The organism is Jeotgalibacillus salarius, assembly GCF_004405125.1.
In the GTDB taxonomy this organism is placed as follows: Bacteria; Bacillota; Bacilli; order Bacillales; family Jeotgalibacillaceae; genus Jeotgalibacillus; species Jeotgalibacillus salarius.
Map to the genome: position 1 here is coordinate 1 of NZ_SORX01000016.1, position 25,539 is coordinate 25,539.

Genomic DNA, 25,539 nt, shown 5'->3' on the forward strand with positions numbered 1-25,539 from the left:
AAAACCTCAGCCTTCCAAGCTGATGTCGTGAGTTCGATTCTCATCACCCGCTCCAACATACATAGCCAACGCAGTGTTTCGTTTATTTAAAAACGAAGCGTTGCGTTTTTTGTTTGTATTACAAGTTAAACCCTCATTTTCTTACTACAATGAGGGTTTTCTTATGCAGATCTTCAAATGCTATAATACACCTGAAGAAACAATTTTTGAGGTGGCGGTTCCGCCGTTTACCTGAATAAACATGTTTTTTAATGATTCAAGCATTTTATTTTGTTCTTCAGGAAGAAGTGAAGGCCTGAAGTAAATGATATGAAGGGCTTCAGTCGTTTCATTATTTACAGCAGTTCTCTCAGAGTCGACTGCAGGACTTCCAATAGGTCCCTCATTGTCTGCGGCAACAATTAAGTTCTCAGCAGAGTTAACTCTTCCGTTCAGACCATTGAAGTGTTCATTGTCATAACCTAAACGGAGTTGAATGTTGCCGCTAATATTTGAAATATCATAGATCCCAAGAGGAGTTTCGTATTGCAAAGAAAAAAAGTTGTTTAGATCAACTGCCGAATTTGTACTTGACAGGTAATTTTGTTTCGCGATTCTTCTGAGAAGTGCTTCGGTACTTGGTTTGTATCGGTTCGGATCTTTACCATATTGTTTAAATAACTTTCTCCATTCACTTATGCCTTCAAAAGAAGCAGCTTTTTTATCTTTTAGGTCAAAAAACAAAGATTCCTGAAAAAGCTGAAGTCTGCCTTTCAGCATTTGAGGGGATTCGCTTACTATAATGTTTTTGTAATGAATAATTCCAAAAGATAACGGTTCTACTGATGAGTGAACTGAAATGTCCATAAGTACAACTCCTTTATTAATCATGCACTCAGTTTACCACTTCAATTTAGAAAGGGGGATTAGAATGAATTATGATGTTTTAAAACAGGAGATTATCGATCACGCTGAAGAGCTTGGTATTGATAAAATCGGTTTTACGAGCGCTGACTTCTTTTCTGATCTGAAAAGCCGTCTGATACGACAGGAAGCATTGAATTATCAATCAGGTTTTGAAGAAAAAGATATTAATAAGCGTGTAACGCCCTCATTGCTTATGAATGAACCAAAATCGATCATTTCAATAGCGCTTGCCTATCCTTCTAAAATGAATGGAGCCCCAAGAAGTAAGAAGGGTGAGCGCAGAGGGGTTTTTGCGAGAGCATCCTGGGGAGAAGATTATCATACGGTGCTTAGAAATGCGCTGGAACGTCTTGAAGACTTTATTAAAGAAAGAGTACCGGACGCGAGGTTTAAGTCTATGGTCGATACAGGAGAGCTGGCTGACCGTGCCGTTGCTGAAAGAGCCGGTGTCGGATGGAGTGCAAAGAATTGTTCCATTATTACACCTGAGTTCGGTTCATATGTTTATTTGGGTGAAGTGATTACTAACCTGCCTTTCAGTCCTGATGAATCTATGGAAGATCAATGTGGAGAATGTAACCTCTGTGTGGATGTGTGTCCTACAGGTGCACTTGTGCAGGGGGGGCAGCTAGATGCGAAACGCTGTATTGCCTTTCTGACTCAGACGAAAGATTTCCTTCCTGATGAATATCGTTCAAAAATAGGAAATAGACTGTATGGATGTGATACGTGTCAGACCGTGTGCCCTAAAAATAAAGGAATTGATATGCATACCCATCCAGAGTTTGAGCCTGATCCTGAAATTGCAAAACCTCTTCTGGAGCCGCTGCTTACGATCAGTAACAGAGAGTTCAAAGAGAAGTACGGTCATGTATCGGGTTCGTGGAGAGGTAAAAAACCGATTCAGCGAAATGCCCTTATTGCACTTGCGCATTTCAAAGAGGAATCAGCACTGCCATCCATTTTTGAAGTGATGCAAAATGATGTACGCCCTGTTTTGAGAGGCACGGCTGCATGGGCCGCAGGAAAGATCGGCGGCAAAGAAGCTGAAGAGATGCTGTTAAAACAAAAGGATATCGAAAAGGATGAAGAAGTGTTAATAGAGATCGAAAAAGGCTTATCACTTTGTAAGTGAAAGGTGTGACTGCATGTATAATGGTGCGCTTGCTGCTGCCTACGCTGAGGAATGGTGGAACAGGAGAAACCCTGCATTTCCTTCCTTTCCGGTAGATTGTACAAATTTTGTTTCGCAATGCCTGCTGGCCGGCGGTCTTGTGATGCGAGGTTATCCGGATAGATACACAGGATGGTGGCTCAGGGAAGGGCAATGGAGCCTCAGCTGGGCTGTTGCTCACTCAATGCGGTGGTTTTTAGAAGAAGCAGCAGAGAGAGTGGCTGAAGCTTCTATGCTTAAAATTGGTGATGTGATTTGCTATGATTTTGAAGCAGATGGAAGAATTGATCATACCGCAATTGTAACCTTTATAGAAGACGGCGTGCCGTACGTGAATGCTCATACGAATGACAGTAGAAGAAGATTGTGGACTTACAGCGATTCAGCAGCTTATTCTCCTTCAATCAGGTATTATTTTTTTCACCTTTCATGATAAAATAGAGAATGGCTCAGCCGAAATAGATGATGAGGTGAAGATATTGGGACTACACGTTGTATTGTACCAGCCGGAGATTCCTGCTAATACAGGAAACATCGCACGCACATGCGCAGCGACTGGTACATCATTACATTTAATAAAGCCACTGGGCTTTTCTACAGATGATAAAATGCTGAAACGTGCAGGATTGGATTATTGGGAGCATGTTGATATTCATTATCACGAATCACTTGAGGATTTTTATCAGGCAAGTGAAGGCGGAGAATATTTTTACTTAACGAAATACGGTAAAAAACCGCATTCAACTTTTGATTACAGCGATCTGAATAAGCATTTTTATTTTATTTTTGGACGTGAAACATCGGGGTTACCTGATGACGTCATTGAAAATAATAAGGACCGTGCACTTCGTGTGCCAATGAATGAGCATGTACGCTCATTAAATTTATCAAATACTGCGGCAATTCTTGTATACGAGGCGCTGAGACAGCAGAATTTCCCTTCACTCGGATAATCTTTGAAGTAGTTAAAGGACTGTAGCTATCATTGCTGCAGTCTTTTTTTAGTGCGAAATATTTGAATGGCGGGGTATGTAAACGCTACACTTAATAGCAGTAGAAATATGAAAGGGTGAGATCCAGCGTGAATGAGACAATTGAAACTATGTTAAACCACAGGTCAGTCAGAAAATTTAAAGATGAAAAGTTAACCTTAGAACAAATACAAGTGATTGTAGAGTCGGCTCAAATGGCTTCCACTTCGAGTTTTATTCAGGCGTATTCAATTATCGGAGTTACGGATCCTGAAAAAAAGAAAAAACTTGCAGCGCTTGCAGGAGGTCAGGATTATGTAGCAGAAAGCGGGCATTTCTTTGTATTTTGTGCTGATTTGTACAGGCATTCGTTAATAGGTAAATGGGAAAATACTGACGTGGAGGATTCAATCACTTCGATGGAGAAGTTCATGGTATCAGTGATTGATGCTTCACTTGCTGCACAAAATGCTGCAGTAGCAGCTGAATCAATGGGGCTTGGGATTTGTTACATTGGAGGTATACGTAATCATCTTGATGAAGTGTCAGAACTTCTTGAAACCCCGTCGCATGTCATTCCATTGTTTGGTTTGACTGTTGGGGTGCCGGATCAGGAGACGGCTGTAAAACCAAGAATGCCTTTCCAATCCATTTATCATGAAAATAGTTACAGGTATGACGAACAAGTTGTGAAAACAGAATTGGATGAGTATGATGAGGCGATTTCTGCCTATTATCATGGCCGTACTTCGGGAAAACGGACTGATAAGTGGACCGGGCAGATGGCGAATATGCTGGAGAAGAAAAACCGCATGTATATGAAAGAGTTTGTAGAGGGAAAAAACTTCGCGAAAAAATAAAAAAGCTGCTCGCTGCAGCTTTTTTTTTAGTTATTTTTTGTTTTGCCCGGCTTGTCGTTATAACCAGCTGAAAAGATCGCTGCAAGGAATGCTACGCTAATACCCAGAATAAGTGCTAATCCCATTTCAAATAACCTCCCAGATAAAGTATGAATCAACTCATATATTTCATAGTATACACGAAGACGATTAAGAAAGAAATGAATGTCATGTGAATAAGAAGTTTTCATACGTACTTTGCTCATGAATAGAGGTTGTTCTGCATACCGTTTTATATGAAGGAGAAGAGGGGGAGAATCAGATGGATATGTTAAAGCGGGTGGCAGACTATCAGCTTGAAGAATCGACGCTTAAATGGGAAGGGACCTTCTCTGATTATTTAATGATGCTGAAAGATCGGCCTTGGATTGCGCAGTCGGCTCATTCAAGGATTTATCATATGATTAAGGATGCAGGAACTGAAACAATTAACGGTAGAAAAAGTTACAGGTTTTTCAATCGCCATCTATTTGGACTTGAAGATGCGCTCGAAAGGCTTGTGGAAGAATATTTTCATCCGGCTGCCAGAAGGCTTGATGTAAAGAAAAGAATTTTACTATTAATGGGGCCAGTGAGCGGTGGGAAATCAACGCTGGTCACGCTTTTAAAGAGAGGACTTGAACAATATACAAGAACTGACCGTGGCGCAGTATACGCGATCAAAGGATGCCCTATGCATGAAGACCCTTTACATTTAATTCCTGAAGCTTTGCGCGAAGATTTTTTTAAGGAGTATGGCGTCAGAATTGAAGGTCATTTATCACCATTGAATATGATGAGACTTGAAAAAGAATTTGGCAACAGCATTGAAGATGTACCGGTTGAACGGATTTTCTTTTCTGAGGATAAACGAACCGGTATTGGTACGTTCAGTCCTTCAGATCCGAAATCTCAGGATATTGCGGATCTGACAGGCAGTCTGGACTTCTCAACAATCGCTGAATATGGTTCAGAATCTGATCCGCGTGCTTATCGGTTTGATGGTGAGTTAAACAAAGCAAACAGAGGCCTGATGGAGTTTCAGGAAATGCTTAAGTGTGATGAAAAATTCTTATGGCATTTACTCTCACTTACCCAGGAAGGAAACTTTAAAGCAGGCAGATTTGCTTTAATTTCTGCTGATGAAATGATTGTTGCGCATACAAACGAAACTGAGTATCGTTCATTTATTTCTAACAAGAAAAATGAAGCGCTGCATTCAAGGATGATTGTCATGCCAATGCCTTATAACCTTCGCGTGTCTGAAGAGGAAAAAATTTATGAAAAACTGATTTCACAAAGTGATGTTGCTGATGTCCATATTGCGCCTCACACGTTACGAACTGCTGCTGTTTTTACGGTGTTGACACGTTTGAGGGAGCCAAAGAGAAAAGATATTAACCTGATCAATAAAATGAAAATGTACGATGGTGAATCGGTTGAGGGATTCGGTGAAGCGGACGTTGATGAACTTAAAAGGGAGCATGCTGGTGAAGGAATGGAAGGCATTGATCCGAGGTATGTGTTAAATCGGATTTCTTCAACAATTATTAAAAAAGAACTGACTTCTATTAATGCATTAGATGTTCTGAGATCATTAAAGGAGGGATTTGATCAGCACGCGTCCATTTCAAAAGAAAGCAGAGAGTTCTATTTAACGTGTATTTCACTTGCGAGAAAAGAGTTTGATGACCTGGCCAAAAAAGAAGTACAGAAAGCTTTTGTCTATTCATACGAAGAGTCCGCCAAAACGTTAATGGATAATTATCTTGATAATGTCGAGTCCTATTGTCACAAGTCGAATTTAAAAGATCCTTTAACTGGTGAAGAAATGCAGCCGGACGAGAGGCTTATGCGCTCAATTGAAGAGCAGATTGGTGTATCTGAAAATGCGAAGAAGGCGTTTAGAGAAGAAATACTGATTAGAATATCTGCATTTGCACGAAAAGGAAAACGGTTCGATTATCAGTCTCACAGCCGTTTGAAAGAAGCGATTCAGAAAAAGCTGTTTTCAGACTTGAAAGATGTGGTGAAGATTACGACATCTTCTAAAACACCTGACGAGCTGCAGCTGAAGAAAATGAATGATGTGATTGCAAGGCTGATTGATGAATATGGTTACAACTCCACAAGTGCAAACGATCTTCTGCGCTATGTGGGATCACTGTTGAACAGATAACGTTTTTTCAGGAATGAGTCAGGGTATGTGATAGTAGAGGTGAAATCCTATGACAAAGAAAAATGAAGAAGCAAAAAATGACATCCCTGATAACAGTTCAATGGCAAGTGATTTAGAGGAAATGAATCAGCTCGGACGTCAGATGGAAAAAATGAGAACAAACGAACAGCTGAAAAAACACCGGGAACCCGGAACTGAGCAGTATGAAGAAGAGGAATAACCTCTTCTTTTTTTGTGCAGTTTAATCATAAAAAGAGGCTGTCATTTCTGTCGGGTCGTGTCCGAACTGCTTTACTTTATTTGACTGAATTTTCTAATAATGATACAATATTAAAAAATCGGAGGGGATTTTTATGCCAGGCAGAGAGTATTTTAAGAAACTTGAGCCGGTGAATGGCAGTATGGCGAGTAATATGGAGGAACTTGTGATGCTGGGCAAGCAAATGGAGAAAATACGGTCAGGAGGGGAATTGAAGTCCAGTAAGAAGTTATCGGATCCAATTCAATATGAAGAAAAATCCTGAGATAACCAGTGATAAAACAGCTGGTTATTTTTTTTGAAACTTTTTAAGCTTACATACGTATAAGAGGTATGGATTGAAAACAAACCTTTTGGCTTTTATGATAGAACTTACAGAAAGGACTTGATTGCGGATGAAAATTTCTACTACTTTAAAGTGGATCACAGGTGGGCTTGAAGCATTTTTGGCAATACCGATTTTAGGAGGTATAATCATTTTCGGTACTTCCTGGACTCCGTTAGGGATCATGCTTGCTCTTCATATTGTAACGCTGATATTTGCTGCACGTGATTTCACTTCGAAAACGGGAAGCATTTTTGGAATCGTAACTTCTGTTGTCGGGGTTGTCCCGTTTCTTGGATTCATCATGCACCTCGTTACAGCAATCATCCTTCTATTGGATGCCTCACGTTCAACAGCTCAGGAGAAAAGTATTTAACAGGCTGAGACAAGATTTATTAATTTGTTTTAAAGACAAAACTTTTTAGTATAATTTAGAGGTGAACGCAGCGTAAGGCGGTGACTCCAGTGTGAAAAGACGGTTAGGTGAGACCCCGCAGAGCTTCAGCTCGAGGAGGCTCACCGCCGTCCACACGGAAAGCATCCGCCTGGAGCGCAGTGAACCGTTTACAGAAGCTGAGACATATTTGTCCCAGCTTTTTTTGTATTAAATCAGAGCTGTCTCTTTTTTCTTCAATTCTCATGAAATAATTTGAGAGTTATTTCATACAATGAAGAAAAGGAAAGAGTGGAGGCAGTTTATGCAGGGTTCTATTGTATCCAAAGAAGACTGGTCCCTGCATCAGCAGGGCCAGGAGGATCAGAGAAGACATGACCAGAAGATACAGCAGGCTGTTAAAGACAGGCTTCCTGAACTGATTACAGAAGAAAGTGTCATTATGTCAGACGGCAAAAAAGTTGTGAAGATTCCGGTTCGTTCACTTGATGAATATAAAATACGATATGATCATTCAAAAAAGAAACATATTGGTCAGGGAAATGGTGAAAGTGAAGCGGGAGATATTATTGCCCGATCTAAAGAAAGCGGAAGGCAGGCAGGTTCAGATCCTGGTGAAGATTACGTTGAAGCAGAAGTATCAATTGAAGAAATTGAAACAGCACTTTTCAGTCAGCTGGAACTTCCTGATTTCAAACAGAAAGAAGAAGTGGAAGCGACTAAAGAAGGGATACAGTTTACTGATATCCGTACGAAAGGTCTGACCGGAAATATTGATAAAAAGAAAACAATGATGACAGCCTTCAAGCGAAATGCAATGAATGGAGAGTCAGGATTTCATCCGATTTTACCTGAAGATATCCGTTATAAAACATGGACTGAATCAAAGGAAAAGGAATCAAAAGCTGCTGTTATTGCAATGATGGATACGAGTGGTTCCATGGGAATGTTTGAAAAGTACATTGCAAGGAGCTTCTTCTTCTGGCTTGTGAAATTTTTAAAGCTTCATTATGCTCACGTGGAAATCAGGTTTATTTCTCATCATACAGAAGCAAAGGAAGTTGAAGAAGAAACGTTTTTTACAAAGGGAGAAAGTGGAGGAACAATTTGTTCGTCAGCCTACCGTAAAGCTTTGGAGATTGTTGAAAGTGATTATCCAATAGAGAGGTATAACATATATGCTTTTCACATTTCAGACGGTGATAACCTTACTTCAGATAATGAAAGGTGTCTGCCGCTCATAAAGAAACTTGCAGCGCACTGTAATATGTTCGGGTATGGAGAAGTCAGCCAGTACCATCGGCAATCTTCTCTTATGTCAGTGTTCACGAAGTCAGAACAGGAAGATATCAGAACGTTTGTTGTGCGAAGAAAGACAGAAGTGCTGGATGCACTAAAATATTTTCTCAGTAAAAAATCCCGCGCATGAGCACGGGGTTTTTTATGTTAATGTGGCAAAAACACTAGCTGATAGGCGAATAATACTGCAAATAAGTAAACAAGGAAGTGAACTTCTCTCCATTTACCTTTAACAATTTTTAAAATAGGGTAAGAAATAAATCCGAGTGCAATACCAGTTGCAATACTTGAAGTAAGAGGCATACTCAAAATGATTAGAAATGCAGGAAACGCCTCATCAATTTCTCCCCACCTGATATTTGAAATACTGCCCATCATTAAGCTGCCGACAATAATCAGTGCAGGTGCTGTGATGGCTGAAACGCCTGAAACTGCCCCGACAAGCGGACCGAAGAACGCAGCTACAATAAACAAACCTGCTACAGTGACAGTTGTAAGCCCTGTACGGCCGCCTGCAGCAACACCGGAAGAAGATTCAATGTAAGCAGATGTAGGGCTTGTGCCGACCATTGCTCCAGCAGTGGCCGCAATGGAGTCTGCCAGCAGCGCCTGTCGTGCACGCGGCATTGTTTTTCCTTTCATCAATCCTGCCTGCTGAGCAACACCAATCATTGTCCCTGTTGTATCAAATATCGTCACCAGCAGAAATGAAAATACTACTGCAAACAACCCGTATTGAATGACATCTCCAAACGCAGCGATCGGGTTGGCAATGATAAGTCCTTCAGGAAGACTTGGTAAAGCTACCACACCGTCAAACTGAAGCTGTCCCGTAAAATAAGCAATTGCTCCGGTGAAAATCATTCCGATAAATAACGCTCCGTTAATATTCATTGCCATTAGAATTAATGTAACAGCAAGACCTGTAAATGCCAGAATAACTGGTGAGGAATGAAGGTCACCAAGTGCTACAAGGTTATCAGGGTGTGCCACAATGATCCCGGTCATTCTCATCCCGATAAATGCGATGAATAAGCCAATTCCAGCAGTAATCCCGTGCTTCAGGTTGTCAGGAATGGCTTCAATCAATTTCTTTCTGAAAGAAGTAAGTGAAAGTATTGTAAATAGAACACCTGCAACGAACACGGCAGCAAATGCCACTTCGTAAGTAATATTGGTATTTGTTCCGACTACTGAAAATGCGAAGTATGCGTTTAAACCCATACCTGGTGCGATGGCGATCGGATAATTTGCCATTAAAGCCATCCAGAGTGTTCCGATTACAGTGGCAATAATGGTAGCTAAAAATACCTGATCAAAAGGTACTCCTGCACTGGAGAGAATAATCGGGTTTACAACTACGATATAAACCATCGTCATAAAAGTCGTAAAGCCTGCCAAAACCTCTGTTTTTACATTTGTGTTATTTTCTTTTAAATGAAAGCGAATCATCAAATCAGTCCTTTGTTAAAATACGAACGTTTTAAAGCACAAGTTATATAATATTCGTTTATAAGTTGTGATTCAACCCTTTTTCAGGAATTTGTACAATTATTTTTTAGTATTTAGCTCTGTTAAAGGTGGCTGTTGATTTCCGCTCCAGGGGGAACGCTTTCCGCATGAGCCGTCTTTTGGCTCCGGTTCAATCGAGCCTCCTCAGCGCACAGCGCTTGCGGGGTCTCACCTTTCACGCTGCTCCTGCTGGTCCGTCCCCATTCAGCTTCAATCAAAAGCTGTGCTAAAACAACAGTGGACTTTAACAAAGCCTAGTATTTAAATTTCACACTTCATTTTCAGCACATCTGCTTTCAATCATGACGTTCATCCATTAAGATGAACTAAAAGAGAGCAGGGGGAGTCTTATGTATCAGGAACTTAAACATTTATCTGCGCCTGAACAGGCTGAGTTTTTAACAAGAAAACTAATTTCTATGAAAAGCTATACGGGAACGCAGGGGGAAGTACATAAAGCTGAAGCAATCTATCAGTGGATCAGTTCATTTCCTTTTTTCAATGAATTTCCGGATCAGGTGTGGATCCAGGACATAGAAGAAGACCCTCATCATAGAAAGAACGTCTGGGCGATGCTGCCGGGTAAATCAGCTAAAACGGTTTTATTTCACAGTCATATCGATACTGTAGGCACCGAGGATTTCGGCTCGCTGCAAAAAATGGCGCATGATCCCGAACGTCTCGAAGAATTTTTTAAAGTGTTTCCAGGAGATTACCGGGTTAGACAGGAAGCGGGATCTGGAGAGTGGTTATTCGGAAGAGGATCACTTGATATGCAGAGCGGAGCGGCTGTGCACCTCGTTAACCTGCTTCAATTGTCAGAAGAAGAGCGGGATGGGAATATGCTGTTTCTGTTCAATCCTGATGAAGAGAGTGAGCACGCCGGCATGCTGGCAGCGCTTCATGAACTGGCACGAATGAAAAAAGAACAGAAGCTTGATTACGTAGCTGCGATCAATAATGATTTTATTGCGCCAATGTATGACGGTGACAGGACCAAATATATTTACACGGGTGCAGCAGGGAAAGTATTGCCTTGTTTTTATATTTACGGCAGAGAGGCGCATGTAGGAGATGTTCTTACGTCAATTGACCCTACGCGAATTGGTGCTGAACTGAATAGAAGAATCAATCAGAATATTGATCTGGCAGAGGATCTGGATGGTGAATATGTGCTGCCGCCAGCCTGTCTTCATTTCAAAGACGATAAAAAAGATTACAATGTTCAGACGGCGATAAGCGCCCACCTGTATTTCAACTATTTTGTTTTTGAACAGACTGCTCAGGATGTAATGGAGAAGCTTCGTAAAATTTCGATTGAAGCTGTCTATGAAATCAGCAGAGAGAGTACAAAGAAATATAGGGACTTCCGTATTAAGCACGGATTTCCACCAAGTGACTGGAATTTTCAAATGGACGTCTGTACATTCAGTGAACTTGAGTCATCCTTAAGAGAGCAGGGGATTGATGTAGAAAGTACACTCAATGAAGTTGTGAAAAAGTATAAAGGGAAGGATAAGCGTGAAGCAGCATTTGCCCTGGCTGAAGCACTGCAGCAGCTTGATCCTGAAAAAACACCACGCGTACTAATGTTTTTCGCACCGCCATTTCTGCCTCACAACTATTTAAGCGAGAAAAATGAGCATGGTGCAGATATTATGAAAAAACTTGAAAAACAGCTGAAGTTAACTTCTGAAGAAGCAGGTGAAGAGTTTGTAACGAAACGCTTTTTCCCTTATTTAGCTGATGGAAGCTTTCTATCTCTACACGAATCTGAAGAAGCAATTGAAATGCTTAAGAGAAATATACCAAGGATGCAGGACTTGTATCCGGTTCCTGTTCACCTGATTCGCGAGCTGAATATACCTTCAATAAATATTGGGGTATACGGACGTGATGGCCACAAATGGACAGAGCGGGTGTATAAGCCATATACATTTGGCGTTCTCCCTAAGTTGATTAAGAGTTTTGCAACAGACTTAGTGAAATAGAAAAAAAGCGTGCTGTGTGCACGCTTTTTTTTCTGATCTATATCCAGGTCGCATGGACTAGTCTGCGCTCTTTTTAAACGTATTCTACCAGCTCATCAATATCAATTCTGCCTGACTTGCGTGCTTCTTTCGCTGCTTTACCAACAGTAATCAGCATTACCGGCACGTAACGGTCAGAAATCTCGAATTCCTCGATTAGCCCTGCATCACTAAAACCACCAATTGGGCAAGTGTCCCATCCTTTCGCTTTAGCAGCAATCATAAACTGCATTGCAGCAAGAGAAGCATTTGAAAATGCTGCATCGCGTGCGAATTGTTCATTTTCATACGCACCCTGGATCTGGCCATTCAACGCCTGTTTGATTTCTTCAGACATTACGCCTTCTTCAACTGCAGGGTCAAATACTGTATCTACATTTTCATTTGCACGCAGGTCGCCCAGAATTGCAACAACAGCTGAAGCTTCTGTAATCTGCTGCTGATTATAAGCGATTGGCAGCAGACGTTCCTGTGATTCAGGGTTATGGAAAGCAAGGAACTTCCAGTGCTGAAGATTCCAGGCAGAAGGAGCCTGTCCCATCGCTTTTAATAATTCGTTCAGTTCTTCACGACTGATTTCAACCTCTGGATCATATTGCTTTGTTGCTCTTCTTTCATTGAGTACATCAAGTACGTTTTTCTCTAAAGTTGTTGATGACATCTGATAATCCTCCTTGGAAACGAATGCTCTATTTTAATGAGTTACTTTTAGTTATCACGAAACAGTGCCAACTATATTATATCAAAATGATAATTGTCAAGAAAAAAGTGCTGAATAACATCAAAAAAGCTTCTTTGACTGAGTCACCAGTCAAAGAAGCTTACAAACTAGCTGAAAAAGTTTTCGAGCTGATCAAGCCTTGAGCTTTTAGCAGCATCGCCTGGCTTTCTTGCTTCTCCGATAAAGTATTTTTTAAAGTCCATTCCTGTAAATTCGAAAATGTGTTTGAACTGTAGGATAAGTGGCAGCCCTTTAATATCTACCTGATCACCACCGCATGTGATAAGGAACCCCGGCTTGCCTGCGATCCGTTCTTTGAAACGCATGTCAGGGTCCCGCATGACCTGAGACCATCTGTCAATAAACGTTTTCATATATCCGCTCATTCCATACCAATATAAAGGGGTGGCAAACAGTACTGCATCGGCATTCAGCATTGCTTCAACCACTTGTGCATGATCATCATCAACAGGGTCGAACCCATTTTCATCGTGACGCTGATCATGTATCTGGTTAATCGTCAGCTCTCTCAGACGGATCCATGTAACGTCTCCTTTATATGAAGCAGCAGCTTTCTCTGCAAAGTACTCTACATTACTATTCTCACGGGAACTTCCACTTATAATACATAATGTCATAAGAATGTCATCCTCCTTTTCTTATAAATTCTACATCTTAATCATTTTATGTGAAAGCGGATTGATTAATACTTTGAAGTTGAGATACTCGAATTCATGTTTATAATCTGTGATTTAAGGAAATAATAAGAAGTGTGAATGAATCTTGAGTTAATTAAATTGAGAATAAGGGGAGAATGCGAAATGTCTAATGTTAAATTAGCAATTATTTATTACAGCTCAACAGGAACGAATTTTAAAATGGCTAAGTGGGCCGAAGAAGCTGCGAAGGAAGCCGGTGCTGAAGTTAAAGTACTGAAGGTTGAAGAAACTGCTCCACAGCAGGCGATTGCCTCAAATCCTGCCTGGAAAGAGCATTATGAAGAAACAAAAGACATGCCGGTTGTTACATTAAATGATCTGGAATGGGCGGATGCCTTTATTTTCAGTATTCCAACCCGCTTTGGCACAATGCCTGCACAAATGAAGAATTTCATTGATACAACAGGCGGCTTATGGTTCAACGGCAAATTGGTAAACAAAGTAGTAAGTGGAATGAGTTCAGCTCAAAACCCACACGGCGGTCAGGAAGCAACGATTCTTAACCTTTATACAACCATGATGCACTGGGGTGCGATTATTGCAGCGCCAGGATACTCAGATCCAGTAACGTTTGCTTCAGGTGGAAATCCGTACGGAACGAGTGTCACTGTAGATCAGGATGGCAATATGAAAGAAGATATTGCAGACGGCGTCAAGTACCAGGCAAAACGTACAATTGAAGTAGCTAAATGGGTAAAAGCAGGTAAAGAATAATATTAAAAGCGTAAAGGCATATGCCTTTACGCTTTTTACATTAATTTTTACTGAAATGAGACGGAGTACCTGCGATCACTTCAATATTTTTATGTGAGAAAGGATGTTGGAATGACAGCTTTTTTGCATGCAGGGCATGGTATTTAACGTGACGATTCGTTGATCCGTAGAGTTGATCCCCGAAAATCGGATGACCGATCGATGAAAGATGAACCCTGATCTGATGAGTACGTCCGGTTTCAAGATTCAGTTCAACCAATGAAAGGTTACTTTCAGCATTGTACTGCAAGCAGTGATAGTGAGTGACAGCTTTCTGACCACCGGGGGATACCCGTCTTCTTGAGGGATGATGGCGGTCCTTCCCGATTGGTTCAGAAATTGTTCCGCTCTGTTTCAGTTTCCCTTCAGCGATTGCAATGTAAGTCCGCTTAATCAATCTTTTTTCAAGCAGGGAGTCAAGGAGCGGCTTAATGCCGGGGTGTTTGGCAAATAGAATCGCGCCTGTCGTATCACGATCAAGCCTGTGAACCGGCTGAGCATAGCCGGTATGATCTTTTGAAAGTAAGTAGTGAACAACTGCATGTTGAAGTGTTTTTGTATCTTTTTCGGTGTTTGGGTGAGTATCGAGTCCCGCTGGCTTATTAACAATGATCAGATGCTCATCTTCATACAGCAGCTCAATCTCCTTGTTCCAGGCTGGAGCGGACGGTGAAGCTTCATATTCGAACGAGATCACATCGCCTTCGGATAGTGAATCTTTCCATGGCTTCAATTCTCCATTTATTAAAATACTCTTGTCCATTCTCCACTGGTGAATCGTTTTTTTTCCAAACGCCAGCTGATCTTTCAGCAATGCGTCTAATGTTAACCCTTGCCATTTCGAATGTATTTGTATCGAAAACGTTTCTTTCAATATGTCCAGCTCCTTTCTTACAGCTCAGAGAATAAAAAACTGCCAGGAAATCAGCTGTGATCCCCCGGCAGTCACTGTCTTATTCGCCTGTTACATTGCGCTCAAAAAATTCTCTGTAATCCTCTTCTGTTGCAGCGCCAACAATCCCATCTACAGGTTCACCATCTTCATAATGAATTAATGTAGGGGTAGATTGGATCCCGTATTTGTTCCACTCTTCAGGAAACTCGATTAAATTCAGCTGAACCATATCAACATCCATCTCTTCAGCGAGTGGAGCGAGCATTGGTGTTGTTTCCAGGCAGAACTGGCATTCAGGGCTGAAGAAGTAGACTGTAGTCGATTCCCCACTAGAAATACGTTCCTCCAGTTCATCCGGCTGAATTTGGTTCTCGTAGTTGTCATTACCAAGCAGGTCAATCGTAGACTGTGCTAAGTCATCTTTTCCATAAGGATTATCCTCAGTTTTTGACTCGTTTTGCATATTGGTGACGAGAGCGATTGCTGCGAAAATAATGACAATGACTCCGCCGAAAATCAGAATTTTTTTCATGGTTGTGTTGCTCCTTTCGTTTGCTTCAAAATCATCATACTTAAAATGAAAATAATGACAAATGCTGTTAATGCAAGAAACGGAATCGTGATAAAACCTGCTAAGTTGATATATTCACCGGTACATGGAACCCGTCCGCACGCAGGAGCTGTTGATGACAGTGCATCAAACTTCTGGATGCTGTAATGATAGATAGAGATGCAGCCACCGATTCCTGAGAGAATGGCTGAGTATAATGCAGCTTTTGCATCCTTTTTAACAATCGCAATCAGCAGGATGACGACAAGCGGATACATAAAGATTCTTTGATACCAGCACAGTTCACATGGCTCGAACCCTCTGATCTCAGAGAAATAAAGAGAACCCATCACAGCGGTGAATGCAGCAGCCCAGGCGGCAAAAAGCATATTTTCTATCTTCTTGGTCATGGTGACGCCTCTTTTCGCTAAAAAATCTATTGTCATTGAAGATTGTAAAAGTTAAATGAAAATAATACAAGCAGAGAAAACCTTTTAGATGAAAAAAGAGATAGATTATGTCTGAAATTTGGCATGAAAAGTACTTGTGCTGTTATTATTGTATTTTGGGTTTATAATTAAGCTATGTTAAAGCTGATTCATGTTTTAGCACAGCTGGAGCGGAAATCAACAGCCAACTTTAACGGAACGTATTATTAAGAAAGAATAAGTGTTTGAGGAGTGAAAGAATGTCTGAAAAACTGGATTTGTCACAATTTGAGAAAAAGATGATCATTCGTAAAATGATTCATTCTGATATAGATAAAATTATTAACATGCAAAGACTTTGTTTCCCGGGGATGGAGCCCTGGAAAACAGAACATCTGGAAAGTCATCTTGAAATGTTTCAGGAAGGTCAGCTGGTGGCTGAACTTGATGGGGATATTATCGGGTCGTGCTCAAGCCTGATCATTAATTTTGATGAATATGATGACCGGCATACGTGGGATGATGTCACTGATGAAGGTTATATTACCAATCACAATCCGGATGGTTATAATCTGTACGGAATTGAAGTGATGGTTCACCCGGAATTTCGTCGTATGAAGGTTGGTCACAGACTCTATGAAGCGAGAAGAGAACTTGCGAGAGAGTTTAACTTGAAGAGCATTATTATCGGCGGCAGAATTCCGAATTATCATAAATACGCCGGCGAGATGTTACCCCGTGAATACGTAGATTCAGTCCAGATGCACAAAATCTATGATCCGGTATTATCATTTCAGCTGATCAATGGTTTTACACTGATGCGTATTAACCCGAACTACCTTCCTGATGATAAGCAGTCAAACAAATATGCGACGCTGATGGAATGGAACAATGTTGATTACCGCCCGAAGACGAAAAGACATTTCAAAACGAGTCATCCTGTCAGAATCTGTGTTGTGCAGTATATGATGCGTCAAATTGATTCTTTCACAGACTTTGCCAACCAGGTTGAATACTTCACAGATGTTGCTTCTGATGCACATTCAGATTTTGTGGTGTTCCCTGAAATTTTCACAACACAGCTAATGTCTTTCTTAAATGAAAAGTCACCGAGTATGGCTGTCAGAAAACTGACAGACTACACAGAAGAATATATCGAGCTGTTCACTGATCTGGCAGTCCGCTATAACGTTAATATTATTGGTGGATCTCACTTTGTAAAAGAAGAAGATGATGAGATCTATAACATCGCTTATCTGTTCAGAAGAGACGGAACAATTGAAAAGCAGTACAAGCTTCATATCACACCAAACGAAAGAAAATGGTGGGGAATCAGTCCTGGAGATACAGTGCGTGTGTTTGACACTGACTGTGGGAAAATTGCGATTCAGATTTGTTATGACATCGAGTTCCCGGAACTTGCCCGTATTGCAACGGACATGGGTGCGAAAATCATCTTTACACCATTCTGTACAGAAGATCGCCAGGGGTATCTGCGTGTAAGGTACTGCTCGCAGGCACGTGCAGTGGAAAATCAGATTTATACAGTTATTTCAGGTACAGTCGGTAATCTGCCTGAAACAGAAAATATGGATATTCAATATGCTCAATCCGGTATTTTTGCACCGTCTGATTTCGAATTTGCACGTGACGGAGTTGTCGGTGAAACAGATCCGAACCTTGAAATGGTGATGATCGGAGACGTTGATCTTGAAATCCTAAGACGTCAGCGCCAGGGCGGTACTGTACGTCAGTTGAAAGACCGCAGACACGATATTTATTCAATCAACTATAAAAAATAATGTCATTGATCAAATAAGACTTTAACTAATATAAGATGGAGCGCCGGTGTAAAACGCCCGTGGAAAATCTATAGGTAAAGATCCTTCGGGGCAGCGATGATCTCCCCTGATAGATTTTATCGTTTTTCCACGGAAGCGAATGCCGGTCCGCCCCATTTTTAAATGAATACTTTTCAGATTTTTCAATATTCAATAGATTAGCCGCGTGCTACAATAGTAAAAAAACGGAGGGGATTTTATGACAGTACAACGTGTTTACGACAAATGGGTGTCTTTTAAAGGGCTAGATCAGGAACTTCATGCTGAACTGGCAGCGATGAATGGGAATGACAAAGCGATTGAAGATGCATTTTATAAGAATCTTGAATTCGGTACAGGCGGGATGCGCGGTGAAATTGGCGCAGGTACAAATAAAATGAACACATATACAGTCCGGAAAGCTGCAGAGGGACTGGCGAAATACATAGAGCAAAAAGGTGAAGAAGCGAAAAGCAAGGGCGTCGTTCTGGCATATGACTGTCGCAGAAAGTCTCCTGAATTCTCAATGGAAATTGCACGTACGCTCGCATCTCACGGAATTAAAACATATGTCTTTGAATCACTGCGTTCGACTCCTGAGCTGTCATTTGCCGTACGACATCTTGGAACATTCATGGGTGGAATGACGACAGCAAGTCATAACCCGCCGGAATACAACGGATTTAAAGTATATGGAGCAGATGGTGCTCAGCTTAACCTGCAGGATGCAGATGCTGTGATTGATGAGATTAACCTGATTGAAAATGAACTGGATATTAGCGTAAAGCCTGTTGATGAGCTGAAAGCACAGGGTTTAATTGAAATGGTGGGTGCCAGCGTGGATGATGCATACGCAGAACATCTGATCACTGTTTCTGAAAAACCGCAGATGGCAAAGGAAACAGATCTGAAGATTGTATTTTCACCACTTCATGGCGCATCTAATGTGATGGTTCAGCGCGGTTTAAAAGCGCTGGGATATGACGTACACGTCGTTGCAGAGCAGGAAATGCCAAATTCAGAGTTTCCAACTGTAAAATCACCAAATCCTGAAGAGCCCGGGGCATTTGAACTTGCCATACGTGATGGGAAGAAAACAGGTGCAGATTTGCTGATTACAGCTGATCCGGACGGGGACAGATTAGGTCTGGCGGTACAGGGACCAAATGGAGAATATACGCTGCTGACAGGAAATCAGACTGGTGCAATTCTGCTTGATTATCTGTTGGCACGAAAAAAAGAAAAAGGACAGTTGCCTGAAAATGGCCGCGTATTTAAAACGATTGTAACTTCTGAAATTGGAAGAAAAGTAGCTGAACATTATGGCGTGTCTGCTGAAGATGTACTGACAGGATTTAAATTTATCGGTGAAAAAATTAAAGTATATGAAGCCTCAGGTGAATATGAATTCTTATTTGGATATGAAGAGAGCTATGGCTACCTTGTGAAAGACTTTGCACGTGATAAAGATGCCATCCAGGCTGCATTGCTTGCTACAGAAGCGGCAGCTTATCATAAATCTGAAGGTAAAACGCTTTATGAAGTGTTACTTGCTCTTTACGAACACCATGGTTACTACAAAGAAGATCTGGAATCAATCACGATGAAAGGAAAAGATGGAGCTGAAAAGATACATTCACTGCTGTCATCCCTTCGTGAGAAACCTCTTGGGGAAATTGGAGGACTAACTGTTGAGTCACAGGAAGACTACCTGACGTCAATTCGCCGTCATTCTAAAGAAGGCACAGAATATAAAATTAACTTGCCATCGTCAAATGTCTTAAAGTACTTCCTTGAAGACGGATCATGGGTATGCGTTCGTCCGAGCGGCACAGAACCGAAAATCAAGTTCTATTTCAGCGTAGTCGGTTCATCACTTGAAAACAGTGAGGAGAAACTTGAAAGCATTAAGCAGTCCTTTATGGAGAAGATTAAGGCTGAATTGAACTGAATCCAATTAAATATAAAAAGCTGACACATTTTATTTTGTGTCAGCTTTTTTAATCGTTCCACTGCGCTTCACTTTAGTTTTAATCCAAAATGAGTTCTGCAATTTATCTATATTTCTTTCATGCTTTTCAGCCTTTTGACCGAACTGCAAACATTAGGATCCACAGAGTGTATGACTTATAATATAAGCAACAGAAACAGGCGGTGATAATATGAACGATCCCTCACACGTAACAATCCTGAAAGAAATTGCTGAGCTTCTGAACGAAGAAACAGAACTGGAATCAATGCTGCAGGGCTCACTCGAAAAGTTTCTTGAAGGCACAGACTTTCATACAGGCTGGGTCTTTTTTATTGAAGAGCACGGGAAGCATTCACTTATTGCCCATGAAAATCTTCCTGACATACTGATGCAAAAGGATTGTCATTATATGATGAACGGGGGGTGCTGGTGCGTCAACCGTTTTAAACAGGGGAGACTGCGTAAGGCGTCTAATATCATTGAATGCAAGCGGATTACAGAAGCTTTGGACCGCAGTAAAGAGAATCCTGAAGGAATTACGCATCATGCTACGGTTCCGCTTCAGTCAGGCAATGAGCGCTTTGGATTGCTGAATGTAGCAACACCGGGCAGAAGAGAGTTCGAAGTGCACGAATTGGCGCTGCTGGAGTCAGTTGCATTTCAAATCGGTTCAGCGATTAAGCGCATACAGCTCACGAAAAAGGAGCAGGAAGTTGCGCTTATGCAGGAACGCAACAGACTTGCCAGAGACCTCCATGATTCTGTTAATCAACTATTATTTTCAATGACCCTGACAGCAAGAGGCGGCGCGGAAATGTCTGAAGATCACGATGTAAAAGATACCTTCAGAAGCCTACAATCTCTCGCTCAGGAAGCACTGACAGAGATGAGGGCACTCATATGGCAGTTGAGACCAAAAGGGATGGAAGGCGGTTTATCTGAAGCACTGAACGGCTTTGCTGATATGCTGGGTTTAAAAGCGAGTATTAAAATAGAAGGCGTACTGAATCTTCCTTCAAAAGTGGAAGAAACGATATTCAGAATCGGACAGGAAGCGATTACGAATTGTAAAAGACATGCAGGCGCTGATGAGGTATTTATATGGATTAAGGCAGAGCAGGATCAAATCGGCATGACGATTCGGGATTTCGGACGTGGCTTTTATCCCGATCATTTAGAAAAATTGCCTTCAGTCGGCATTTCTAGTATGAAAGAAAGAACACGTATACTAAACGGTGATTTTTCATTAAAAAGTGCACCTGAAGAAGGAACACAAATTGAGATTATATTGCCTTATTAGGAGGAACTGGTGTGACGATAAAATTACTGATTGCTGACGATCACCATGTCGTGAGAAGAGGGCTTGTCTTCTTTTTAAAAACACAAAAAGATATTGAAATTGTAGGAGAAGCAAAAAATGGTGTTGAAGCTGTTGCGATGGTGAAACAATTTCAGCCTGATGTAGTGCTCATGGATCTGGTCATGCCTGAGATGGATGGCATTGAAGCTACGAGAGAAATTAAGCGCGCATTGCCTTCAACTGAAATCATGATGCTGACCAGTTTTTCTGATCAGGATCATGTGGTGCCCGCAATTGAAGCAGGGGCCGCGGGTTATCAACTAAAGGATATAGAGCCTGATGAACTGGCGGATTCAATCAGAAAACTGGTTAAAGGTGAAAACACGCTTCACCCTAAAGCAACAAGTCACCTGGTGACACGCGTTAATGATGGAGAGCAGTCACCTCATGAAGTACATCAGCTGACCAAAAGAGAGAAAGATGTGCTGTTGGAGCTCGCTAAAGGTAAAAGTAATAAAGAGATTGCATCATCTCTGTTTATTACAGAAAAAACGGTGAAAACGCATATATCAAATCTTTTTTCAAAGCTGGAGGTATCAGATCGTACACAGGCTGCACTTTATGCCGTCAAACATGGTCTTGCTTCGCCTGAGAGAAAATATTAAAAGTTGTGCAGATGCACGGCTTTTTTTATAGGTAAAAGTGCTTTGTCATTCAGCAGCAGCCTGATCAATTGCCAAAGTTATTTACGGATGCATATTGGGTAAGGAAGAAGAAAGACATAAGGAGGAATCCGTCATGAAAGCATTGCTTTTAAAGGATAAAGGACAGTGGCGTGAGATGAAAGTTGAGGAATTTGACAAGCCAGTCCCTGCCAATGATGAAATTTTAGTGAAAGTGAAGGCAGCCGGACTGAATCCGGTTGATTATAAAACAGGACAAAATGGTTCCCCTGCATGGAGTTATCCTCATATATTAGGACTTGACGCAGCTGGTGTAGTAGAAGAGACAGGTTCTGGTGTTTCTGACATTAAAGAAGGTGACCGTGTCGTTGTTCTCGCAGATATGGCTCGTAAAGGTGCGTTTGCTGAGTATCTAGTTACGAAAGCACATACAGTATCAAAGTTGCCTGAAAACATGTCTTACAGAGATGCAGCTGCTTTACCGGTTGCCGCCTATACCGCTTATCAGGCGCTGTTTTATAAACTGCACATTCAAAAAGAAAAATCCATCCTGATTCATGCAGGTGCAGGTGGCGTAGGTGGATTTGCCATTCAGCTGGCAAAATATGCTGGATTAAAAGTGATTACCACTGCTTCAGAAGAAAATCACGACCATGTAAAGAATCTTGGAGCAGATTATGCGATTGACTATAAAAAGGAAGACTTTGTGCAAAAGACAAAAGAATACACAGATGAACTTGGTGTGAATTATATACTTGATACAGTAGGCAGAGAAAATGCGACAAAATCGCTTGAAGCACTTGCGTTCAATGGACACATTGCATTCATTGCAGGTCAGCCTGAAATGAATGAATCCATCTCATTTGCACACCCAATCTCATTTCATCACGTAGCCCTTGGGAGTGTCTATCAATCGGGTAATCGTGAAGAAGAAATGTCTTTAAAACTAATAGGTGATCACCTGCTGGAGCTTTTAGATAAAGGAAAAATTAAAAGTTTAGTGGAGCAGGTAATAACTTTAAATGAAGTGCCTAAAGGGCTTGAAGAACTTGAAACGAGAAAAGTTAAAGGTAAAATAGTTGCAGAGATACATTAAATTGACCGGAAGCCCCAGGCTTCCGGTCAATTTATTTTTATATGATTCAATTCCTTTGTTCAGGAATTCACCAGCTGCAGCATCAATATTAAATTTTGTCTCATGCGATATCAAGCTCTCCCTGTTGACTGATTAACTTCGATATCAACAGTTGTAAGCTCCTCCTTGTTTTACTTTCTGACATCATCATACTCGTTCAACAAGGGAAGAAATAGGAAACAGAATTAGCATTTAATGAGAATGACATCTTTTAAGAAAGAATAGAGTAAAAGGAGGGGTGATCGGTTTGGAATCGAAAGAGTTAGCGAGGTCAATAGGAGAAGTAACTGAAATTGCCAGAGGATTCGGGCTGGACTATTATCCGATGCGGTACGAGATATGTCCGGCCTCAGTTATTTATACATTTGGCGCATATGGTATGCCTTCTAGGTTTTCCCATTGGAGCTTTGGAAAACAGTATCACAAAATGAAGATGCAATATGACCTGGGGCTGAGCAAAATTTATGAGTTAGTTGTTAATACGAACCCGTGCTATGCATTTTTGCTTGATACAAATACGCTGATACAGAACAAGTTAATTATTGCACATGTGCTGGCGCATAGTGACTTCTTTAAAAATAATGTACGATTCAGCAAGACGAACAGAGACATGATCCAGCAGATGAGCGCAACATCTGAGCGGATTAAAGCATATGAAAAGCAGCATGGTGTCAACAAAGTAGAAGAATTCCTGAATGCTGTGCTTGCGATAGAAGAACATATAGATCCACTGCTCTTTAAAGTTGAAGCAAAAAATAAGGATCGTGTAAAATTGAAAAAAAAATCAGAACCATATAGTGATCTATGGGATAAAGAACGTGAAGAAGAAGTGGTGAAGAAGAGTAAATTCCCTGAACAGCCTGAAAAAGATTTAATGCTGTTTATTCAGTCCCACAGTAAAGAACTTGAGGAATGGCAGCGCGACATCATGACAATGGTACGTGAAGAAATGCTTTATTTCTGGCCTCAGCTCGAAACAAAAATTCTGAATGAAGGATGGGCAACTTACTGGCATCAGAAAATTATGCGCGAATTACCTTTGACAGAAGAAGAAACGATTGAATATGCAAAATTAAATGCAAATGTTGTGCAGCCTTCAAAAACATCGATCAATCCATATTATCTCGGTTTAAGGCTGCTTCAGGATATTGAAGAAAAAGAGGCAGAGAAGAATGGCAGGAAAGCAGCAATAAAGAAGCTGTACGAAGTCAGAGAACTGGAATCAGATCAATCCTTTATCAGAAACTATTTTACAAAGGAATTCTCAAGACAGGAGGATCTATATTTATTTCAGCAGTTTGGCAAAGATTATAAAATAACAGATAAAGATTTTGAGGCAGTAAGAGATGAACTCATTCAATCAAGAGTCAACGGCGGTTTTCCATGCTTGTATGTAGAGGATGGGGACTATCTGAAAAATGGTGAACTTTATATCAGACACGCTTTTGAAGGAGCGGAACTGGACTTACATTATCTTGAAAAGGTACTTCACTACATTTATCAGCTTTGGGGCAGGACAGTTCACTTTGAAACGGTACTCAATCAGAAAGCATTTTGTTTCACTTGCAGTGGACGGGGCGTCTATAAAAAACAAGTTGAATATACAACTTGAGCAGATCATTTGAAATGATCTGCTTTTTCTTATAGAATTGTCCTATATTCGAGATAAATCAGAATATAAAATTTGAGAGCAACAATCATTTTTTATTAAAAAGGAGTTTTTCAATATGAAGGTACTATTAGTAAAAGCAAACAACCGTCCATCGGATCAGTCAGTTTCGGCAAAAATGCATGATCTGTTTTTAGAAGAAATTAAAAACAATGAAGAGATTACAATCGATCAAGTCGATCTATATAATGAAGAACTGCCGTATATCGGTCAGGACTTTCTTGCAGCTCAGTTCAAGTCAGCTGAGAACGCGGTTTTGACGGAGCAAGAAGAGAAAGTATTAACCATTGCCAATAGCCATCTTGACCGTTTCAAACAGGCGGATGTAGTTGTATTTGCATTCCCGTTATGGAACTTCACTGTACCGGCTGTGCTTCACACTTACATGGACTACCTGTTCCGTGCTGGTGAAACATTCCGCTACACAGCAGAAGGTCCTCAGGGGCTTATGGGAGACAAGCGTGCGATCCTGTTGAATGCACGCGGTGGAGACTATTCTGCACCAGCAATGCAGGGTGCTGAAATGAGTGTTAACTTCATCAAGAATGCACTTGGATTCTTTGGCATCCAGCAGCAGACTGATGTTATTATTGAAGGTCATAATCAGTATGTTGACCGTACTGAAGAAATTAAAGAAGAAGGATTCAAGCGTGTTGTAGAAGCTGCGAAAGATCTAAGCGCGGTTGCTGCACGATAAAAAAACTCAAAAGACCAGTTCTCTGATACAAGAGGACTGGTCTTTTACTTATGATGTTTATTTATATCAGTGTATGCAGCATAACTGCCGCTATACCTATTCCTAAAATAAAATAATTTTGAATACCACCCGGTTTTTCTTCACGTGACGCAACCTCTTGTAAACGCTGAAGTAACTGATCCTTTCTCATTCAGATCCACTCCGTTCATCTATAAGTGTTTATATTATATAGGATGAAGAAAGCGCTTACAATAAATAACTGAATAGTTT

At 40.9% G+C, this 25,539-nt stretch carries 26 protein-coding genes; 18 read left to right on the top strand and 8 right to left on the bottom strand.

From position 1 onward, the window contains the following. Positions 1–180 precede the first annotated feature (180 nt). On the bottom strand, positions 181–846 hold the full coding sequence (locus E2626_RS16270) for a B3/B4 domain-containing protein (RefSeq protein ID WP_134383105.1): 666 nt from the start codon (positions 844–846) through the stop codon (positions 181–183). A gap of 64 nt (positions 847–910) precedes the next feature. Between E2626_RS16270 and queG the strand changes: the two genes are divergently transcribed. The 9 genes from queG to yhbH all read left to right on the top strand — a co-directional run bounded on the left by queG (position 911) and on the right by yhbH (position 8,515). Next, on the top strand, positions 911–2,041 hold the full coding sequence (gene queG, locus E2626_RS16275) for a tRNA epoxyqueuosine(34) reductase QueG (protein WP_134383107.1): 1,131 nt from the start codon (positions 911–913) through the stop codon (positions 2,039–2,041). A gap of 13 nt (positions 2,042–2,054) precedes the next feature. Further along, positions 2,055–2,513 (top strand): amidase domain-containing protein, encoded by a 459-nt coding sequence (locus E2626_RS16280; protein WP_134383109.1) that lies wholly within the window; start codon positions 2,055–2,057, stop codon positions 2,511–2,513. A gap of 37 nt (positions 2,514–2,550) precedes the next feature. Then, entirely contained in the window at positions 2,551–3,033 is a 483-nt protein-coding gene (gene trmL, locus E2626_RS16285; protein ID WP_208528163.1) for a tRNA (uridine(34)/cytosine(34)/5-carboxymethylaminomethyluridine(34)-2'-O)-methyltransferase TrmL, read from the top strand. Between the two features lie 128 nt (positions 3,034–3,161). Next, positions 3,162–3,911: an oxygen-insensitive NADPH nitroreductase gene (nfsA, locus tag E2626_RS16290; protein WP_134383111.1), complete on the top strand. Its 750-nt coding sequence runs from the start codon at positions 3,162–3,164 to the stop codon at positions 3,909–3,911. A gap of 301 nt (positions 3,912–4,212) precedes the next feature. Next, positions 4,213–6,108, top strand: coding sequence for a PrkA family serine protein kinase (locus tag E2626_RS16295; protein WP_134383113.1), 1,896 nt, complete (start codon positions 4,213–4,215; stop codon positions 6,106–6,108). Between the two features lie 49 nt (positions 6,109–6,157). After that, on the top strand, positions 6,158–6,328 hold the full coding sequence (locus E2626_RS17300) for a hypothetical protein (RefSeq protein ID WP_166786857.1): 171 nt from the start codon (positions 6,158–6,160) through the stop codon (positions 6,326–6,328). Between the two features lie 133 nt (positions 6,329–6,461). Beyond that, positions 6,462–6,632, top strand: coding sequence for a hypothetical protein (locus E2626_RS16300; RefSeq protein ID WP_134383115.1), 171 nt, complete (start codon positions 6,462–6,464; stop codon positions 6,630–6,632). 130 nt (positions 6,633–6,762) lie between these two features. Beyond that, complete coding sequence (locus E2626_RS16305; protein ID WP_134383117.1) at positions 6,763–7,068, top strand: hypothetical protein; 306 nt, start codon at positions 6,763–6,765, stop codon at positions 7,066–7,068. Between the two features lie 322 nt (positions 7,069–7,390). Further along, positions 7,391–8,515 carry a sporulation protein YhbH gene (gene yhbH, locus E2626_RS16310; protein WP_134383161.1) on the top strand — a complete coding sequence of 375 codons (1,125 nt, stop codon included), beginning with the start codon at positions 7,391–7,393 and terminating at the stop codon, positions 8,513–8,515. 17 nt (positions 8,516–8,532) lie between these two features. Here yhbH and E2626_RS16315 read toward each other — a convergent pair whose 3' ends face one another. Further along, positions 8,533–9,837, bottom strand: coding sequence for an NCS2 family permease (locus tag E2626_RS16315; RefSeq protein WP_134383119.1), 1,305 nt, complete (start codon positions 9,835–9,837; stop codon positions 8,533–8,535). A gap of 410 nt (positions 9,838–10,247) precedes the next feature. Between E2626_RS16315 and E2626_RS16320 the strand changes: the two genes are divergently transcribed. Continuing rightward, entirely contained in the window at positions 10,248–11,888 is a 1,641-nt protein-coding gene (locus E2626_RS16320; RefSeq protein ID WP_134383121.1) for a M20/M25/M40 family metallo-hydrolase, read from the top strand. 73 nt (positions 11,889–11,961) lie between these two features. Here the strand turns inward: E2626_RS16320 and E2626_RS16325 are convergent, their stop codons facing one another. Together E2626_RS16325 and E2626_RS16330 are read right to left on the bottom strand one after the other, a co-directional pair. After that, the gene (locus E2626_RS16325; RefSeq protein ID WP_134383123.1) at positions 11,962–12,588 is read right to left on the bottom strand and encodes a nitroreductase family protein; all 627 of its coding nucleotides are present in this window, start codon (positions 12,586–12,588) and stop codon (positions 11,962–11,964) included. Positions 12,589–12,755: 167 nt separating this feature from the next. Beyond that, positions 12,756–13,286: a flavodoxin family protein gene (locus E2626_RS16330; RefSeq protein WP_134383125.1), complete on the bottom strand. Its 531-nt coding sequence runs from the start codon at positions 13,284–13,286 to the stop codon at positions 12,756–12,758. 183 nt (positions 13,287–13,469) lie between these two features. Here E2626_RS16330 and wrbA point away from each other — a divergent pair, with 183 nt between their 5' ends. After that, entirely contained in the window at positions 13,470–14,081 is a 612-nt protein-coding gene (gene wrbA, locus E2626_RS16335) for an NAD(P)H:quinone oxidoreductase (protein ID WP_134383127.1), read from the top strand. Between the two features lie 40 nt (positions 14,082–14,121). Here the strand turns inward: wrbA and E2626_RS16340 are convergent, their stop codons facing one another. The 3 genes from E2626_RS16340 to E2626_RS16350 all read right to left on the bottom strand — a co-directional run bounded on the left by E2626_RS16340 (position 14,122) and on the right by E2626_RS16350 (position 15,975). Continuing rightward, positions 14,122–14,994 (bottom strand): RluA family pseudouridine synthase, encoded by an 873-nt coding sequence (locus E2626_RS16340; RefSeq protein ID WP_244094363.1) that lies wholly within the window; start codon positions 14,992–14,994, stop codon positions 14,122–14,124. A 79-nt stretch (positions 14,995–15,073) separates the two neighbouring features. Then, on the bottom strand, positions 15,074–15,547 hold the full coding sequence (locus E2626_RS16345) for a thioredoxin family protein (RefSeq protein ID WP_134383131.1): 474 nt from the start codon (positions 15,545–15,547) through the stop codon (positions 15,074–15,076). Further along, positions 15,544–15,975 (bottom strand): disulfide oxidoreductase, encoded by a 432-nt coding sequence (locus E2626_RS16350; protein ID WP_134383133.1) that lies wholly within the window; start codon positions 15,973–15,975, stop codon positions 15,544–15,546. Before E2626_RS16350 ends, E2626_RS16345 begins: the two co-directional genes overlap by 4 nt. A 278-nt stretch (positions 15,976–16,253) precedes the next feature. Between E2626_RS16350 and E2626_RS16355 the strand changes: the two genes are divergently transcribed. The 7 genes from E2626_RS16355 (at position 16,254) to E2626_RS16385 (ending at position 25,269) form a co-directional block, all read left to right on the top strand. After that, on the top strand, positions 16,254–17,795 hold the full coding sequence (locus tag E2626_RS16355; RefSeq protein WP_134383135.1) for a bifunctional GNAT family N-acetyltransferase/carbon-nitrogen hydrolase family protein: 1,542 nt from the start codon (positions 16,254–16,256) through the stop codon (positions 17,793–17,795). 238 nt (positions 17,796–18,033) lie between these two features. Continuing rightward, on the top strand, positions 18,034–19,764 hold the full coding sequence (locus E2626_RS16360; protein WP_134383137.1) for a phospho-sugar mutase: 1,731 nt from the start codon (positions 18,034–18,036) through the stop codon (positions 19,762–19,764). A gap of 211 nt (positions 19,765–19,975) precedes the next feature. Continuing rightward, positions 19,976–21,085 carry a GAF domain-containing sensor histidine kinase gene (locus E2626_RS16365; RefSeq protein ID WP_134383139.1) on the top strand — a complete coding sequence of 370 codons (1,110 nt, stop codon included), beginning with the start codon at positions 19,976–19,978 and terminating at the stop codon, positions 21,083–21,085. 11 nt (positions 21,086–21,096) lie between these two features. After that, positions 21,097–21,750 carry a response regulator gene (locus E2626_RS16370; protein ID WP_134383141.1) on the top strand — a complete coding sequence of 218 codons (654 nt, stop codon included), beginning with the start codon at positions 21,097–21,099 and terminating at the stop codon, positions 21,748–21,750. 133 nt (positions 21,751–21,883) lie between these two features. Beyond that, positions 21,884–22,864, top strand: a complete 981-nt coding sequence (locus E2626_RS16375; RefSeq protein WP_134383143.1) for a zinc-binding dehydrogenase — start codon at positions 21,884–21,886, stop codon at positions 22,862–22,864. 286 nt (positions 22,865–23,150) lie between these two features. Next, positions 23,151–24,515, top strand: a complete 1,365-nt coding sequence (locus E2626_RS16380) for a SpoVR family protein (protein ID WP_134383145.1) — start codon at positions 23,151–23,153, stop codon at positions 24,513–24,515. Positions 24,516–24,630: 115 nt separating this feature from the next. Next, the gene (locus E2626_RS16385) at positions 24,631–25,269 is read left to right on the top strand and encodes an FMN-dependent NADH-azoreductase (RefSeq protein WP_134383147.1); all 639 of its coding nucleotides are present in this window, start codon (positions 24,631–24,633) and stop codon (positions 25,267–25,269) included. 61 nt (positions 25,270–25,330) lie between these two features. Here the strand turns inward: E2626_RS16385 and E2626_RS17510 are convergent, their stop codons facing one another. Continuing rightward, the gene (locus E2626_RS17510; RefSeq protein WP_279587265.1) at positions 25,331–25,459 is read right to left on the bottom strand and encodes a hypothetical protein; all 129 of its coding nucleotides are present in this window, start codon (positions 25,457–25,459) and stop codon (positions 25,331–25,333) included. Positions 25,460–25,539 lie beyond the last annotated feature (80 nt).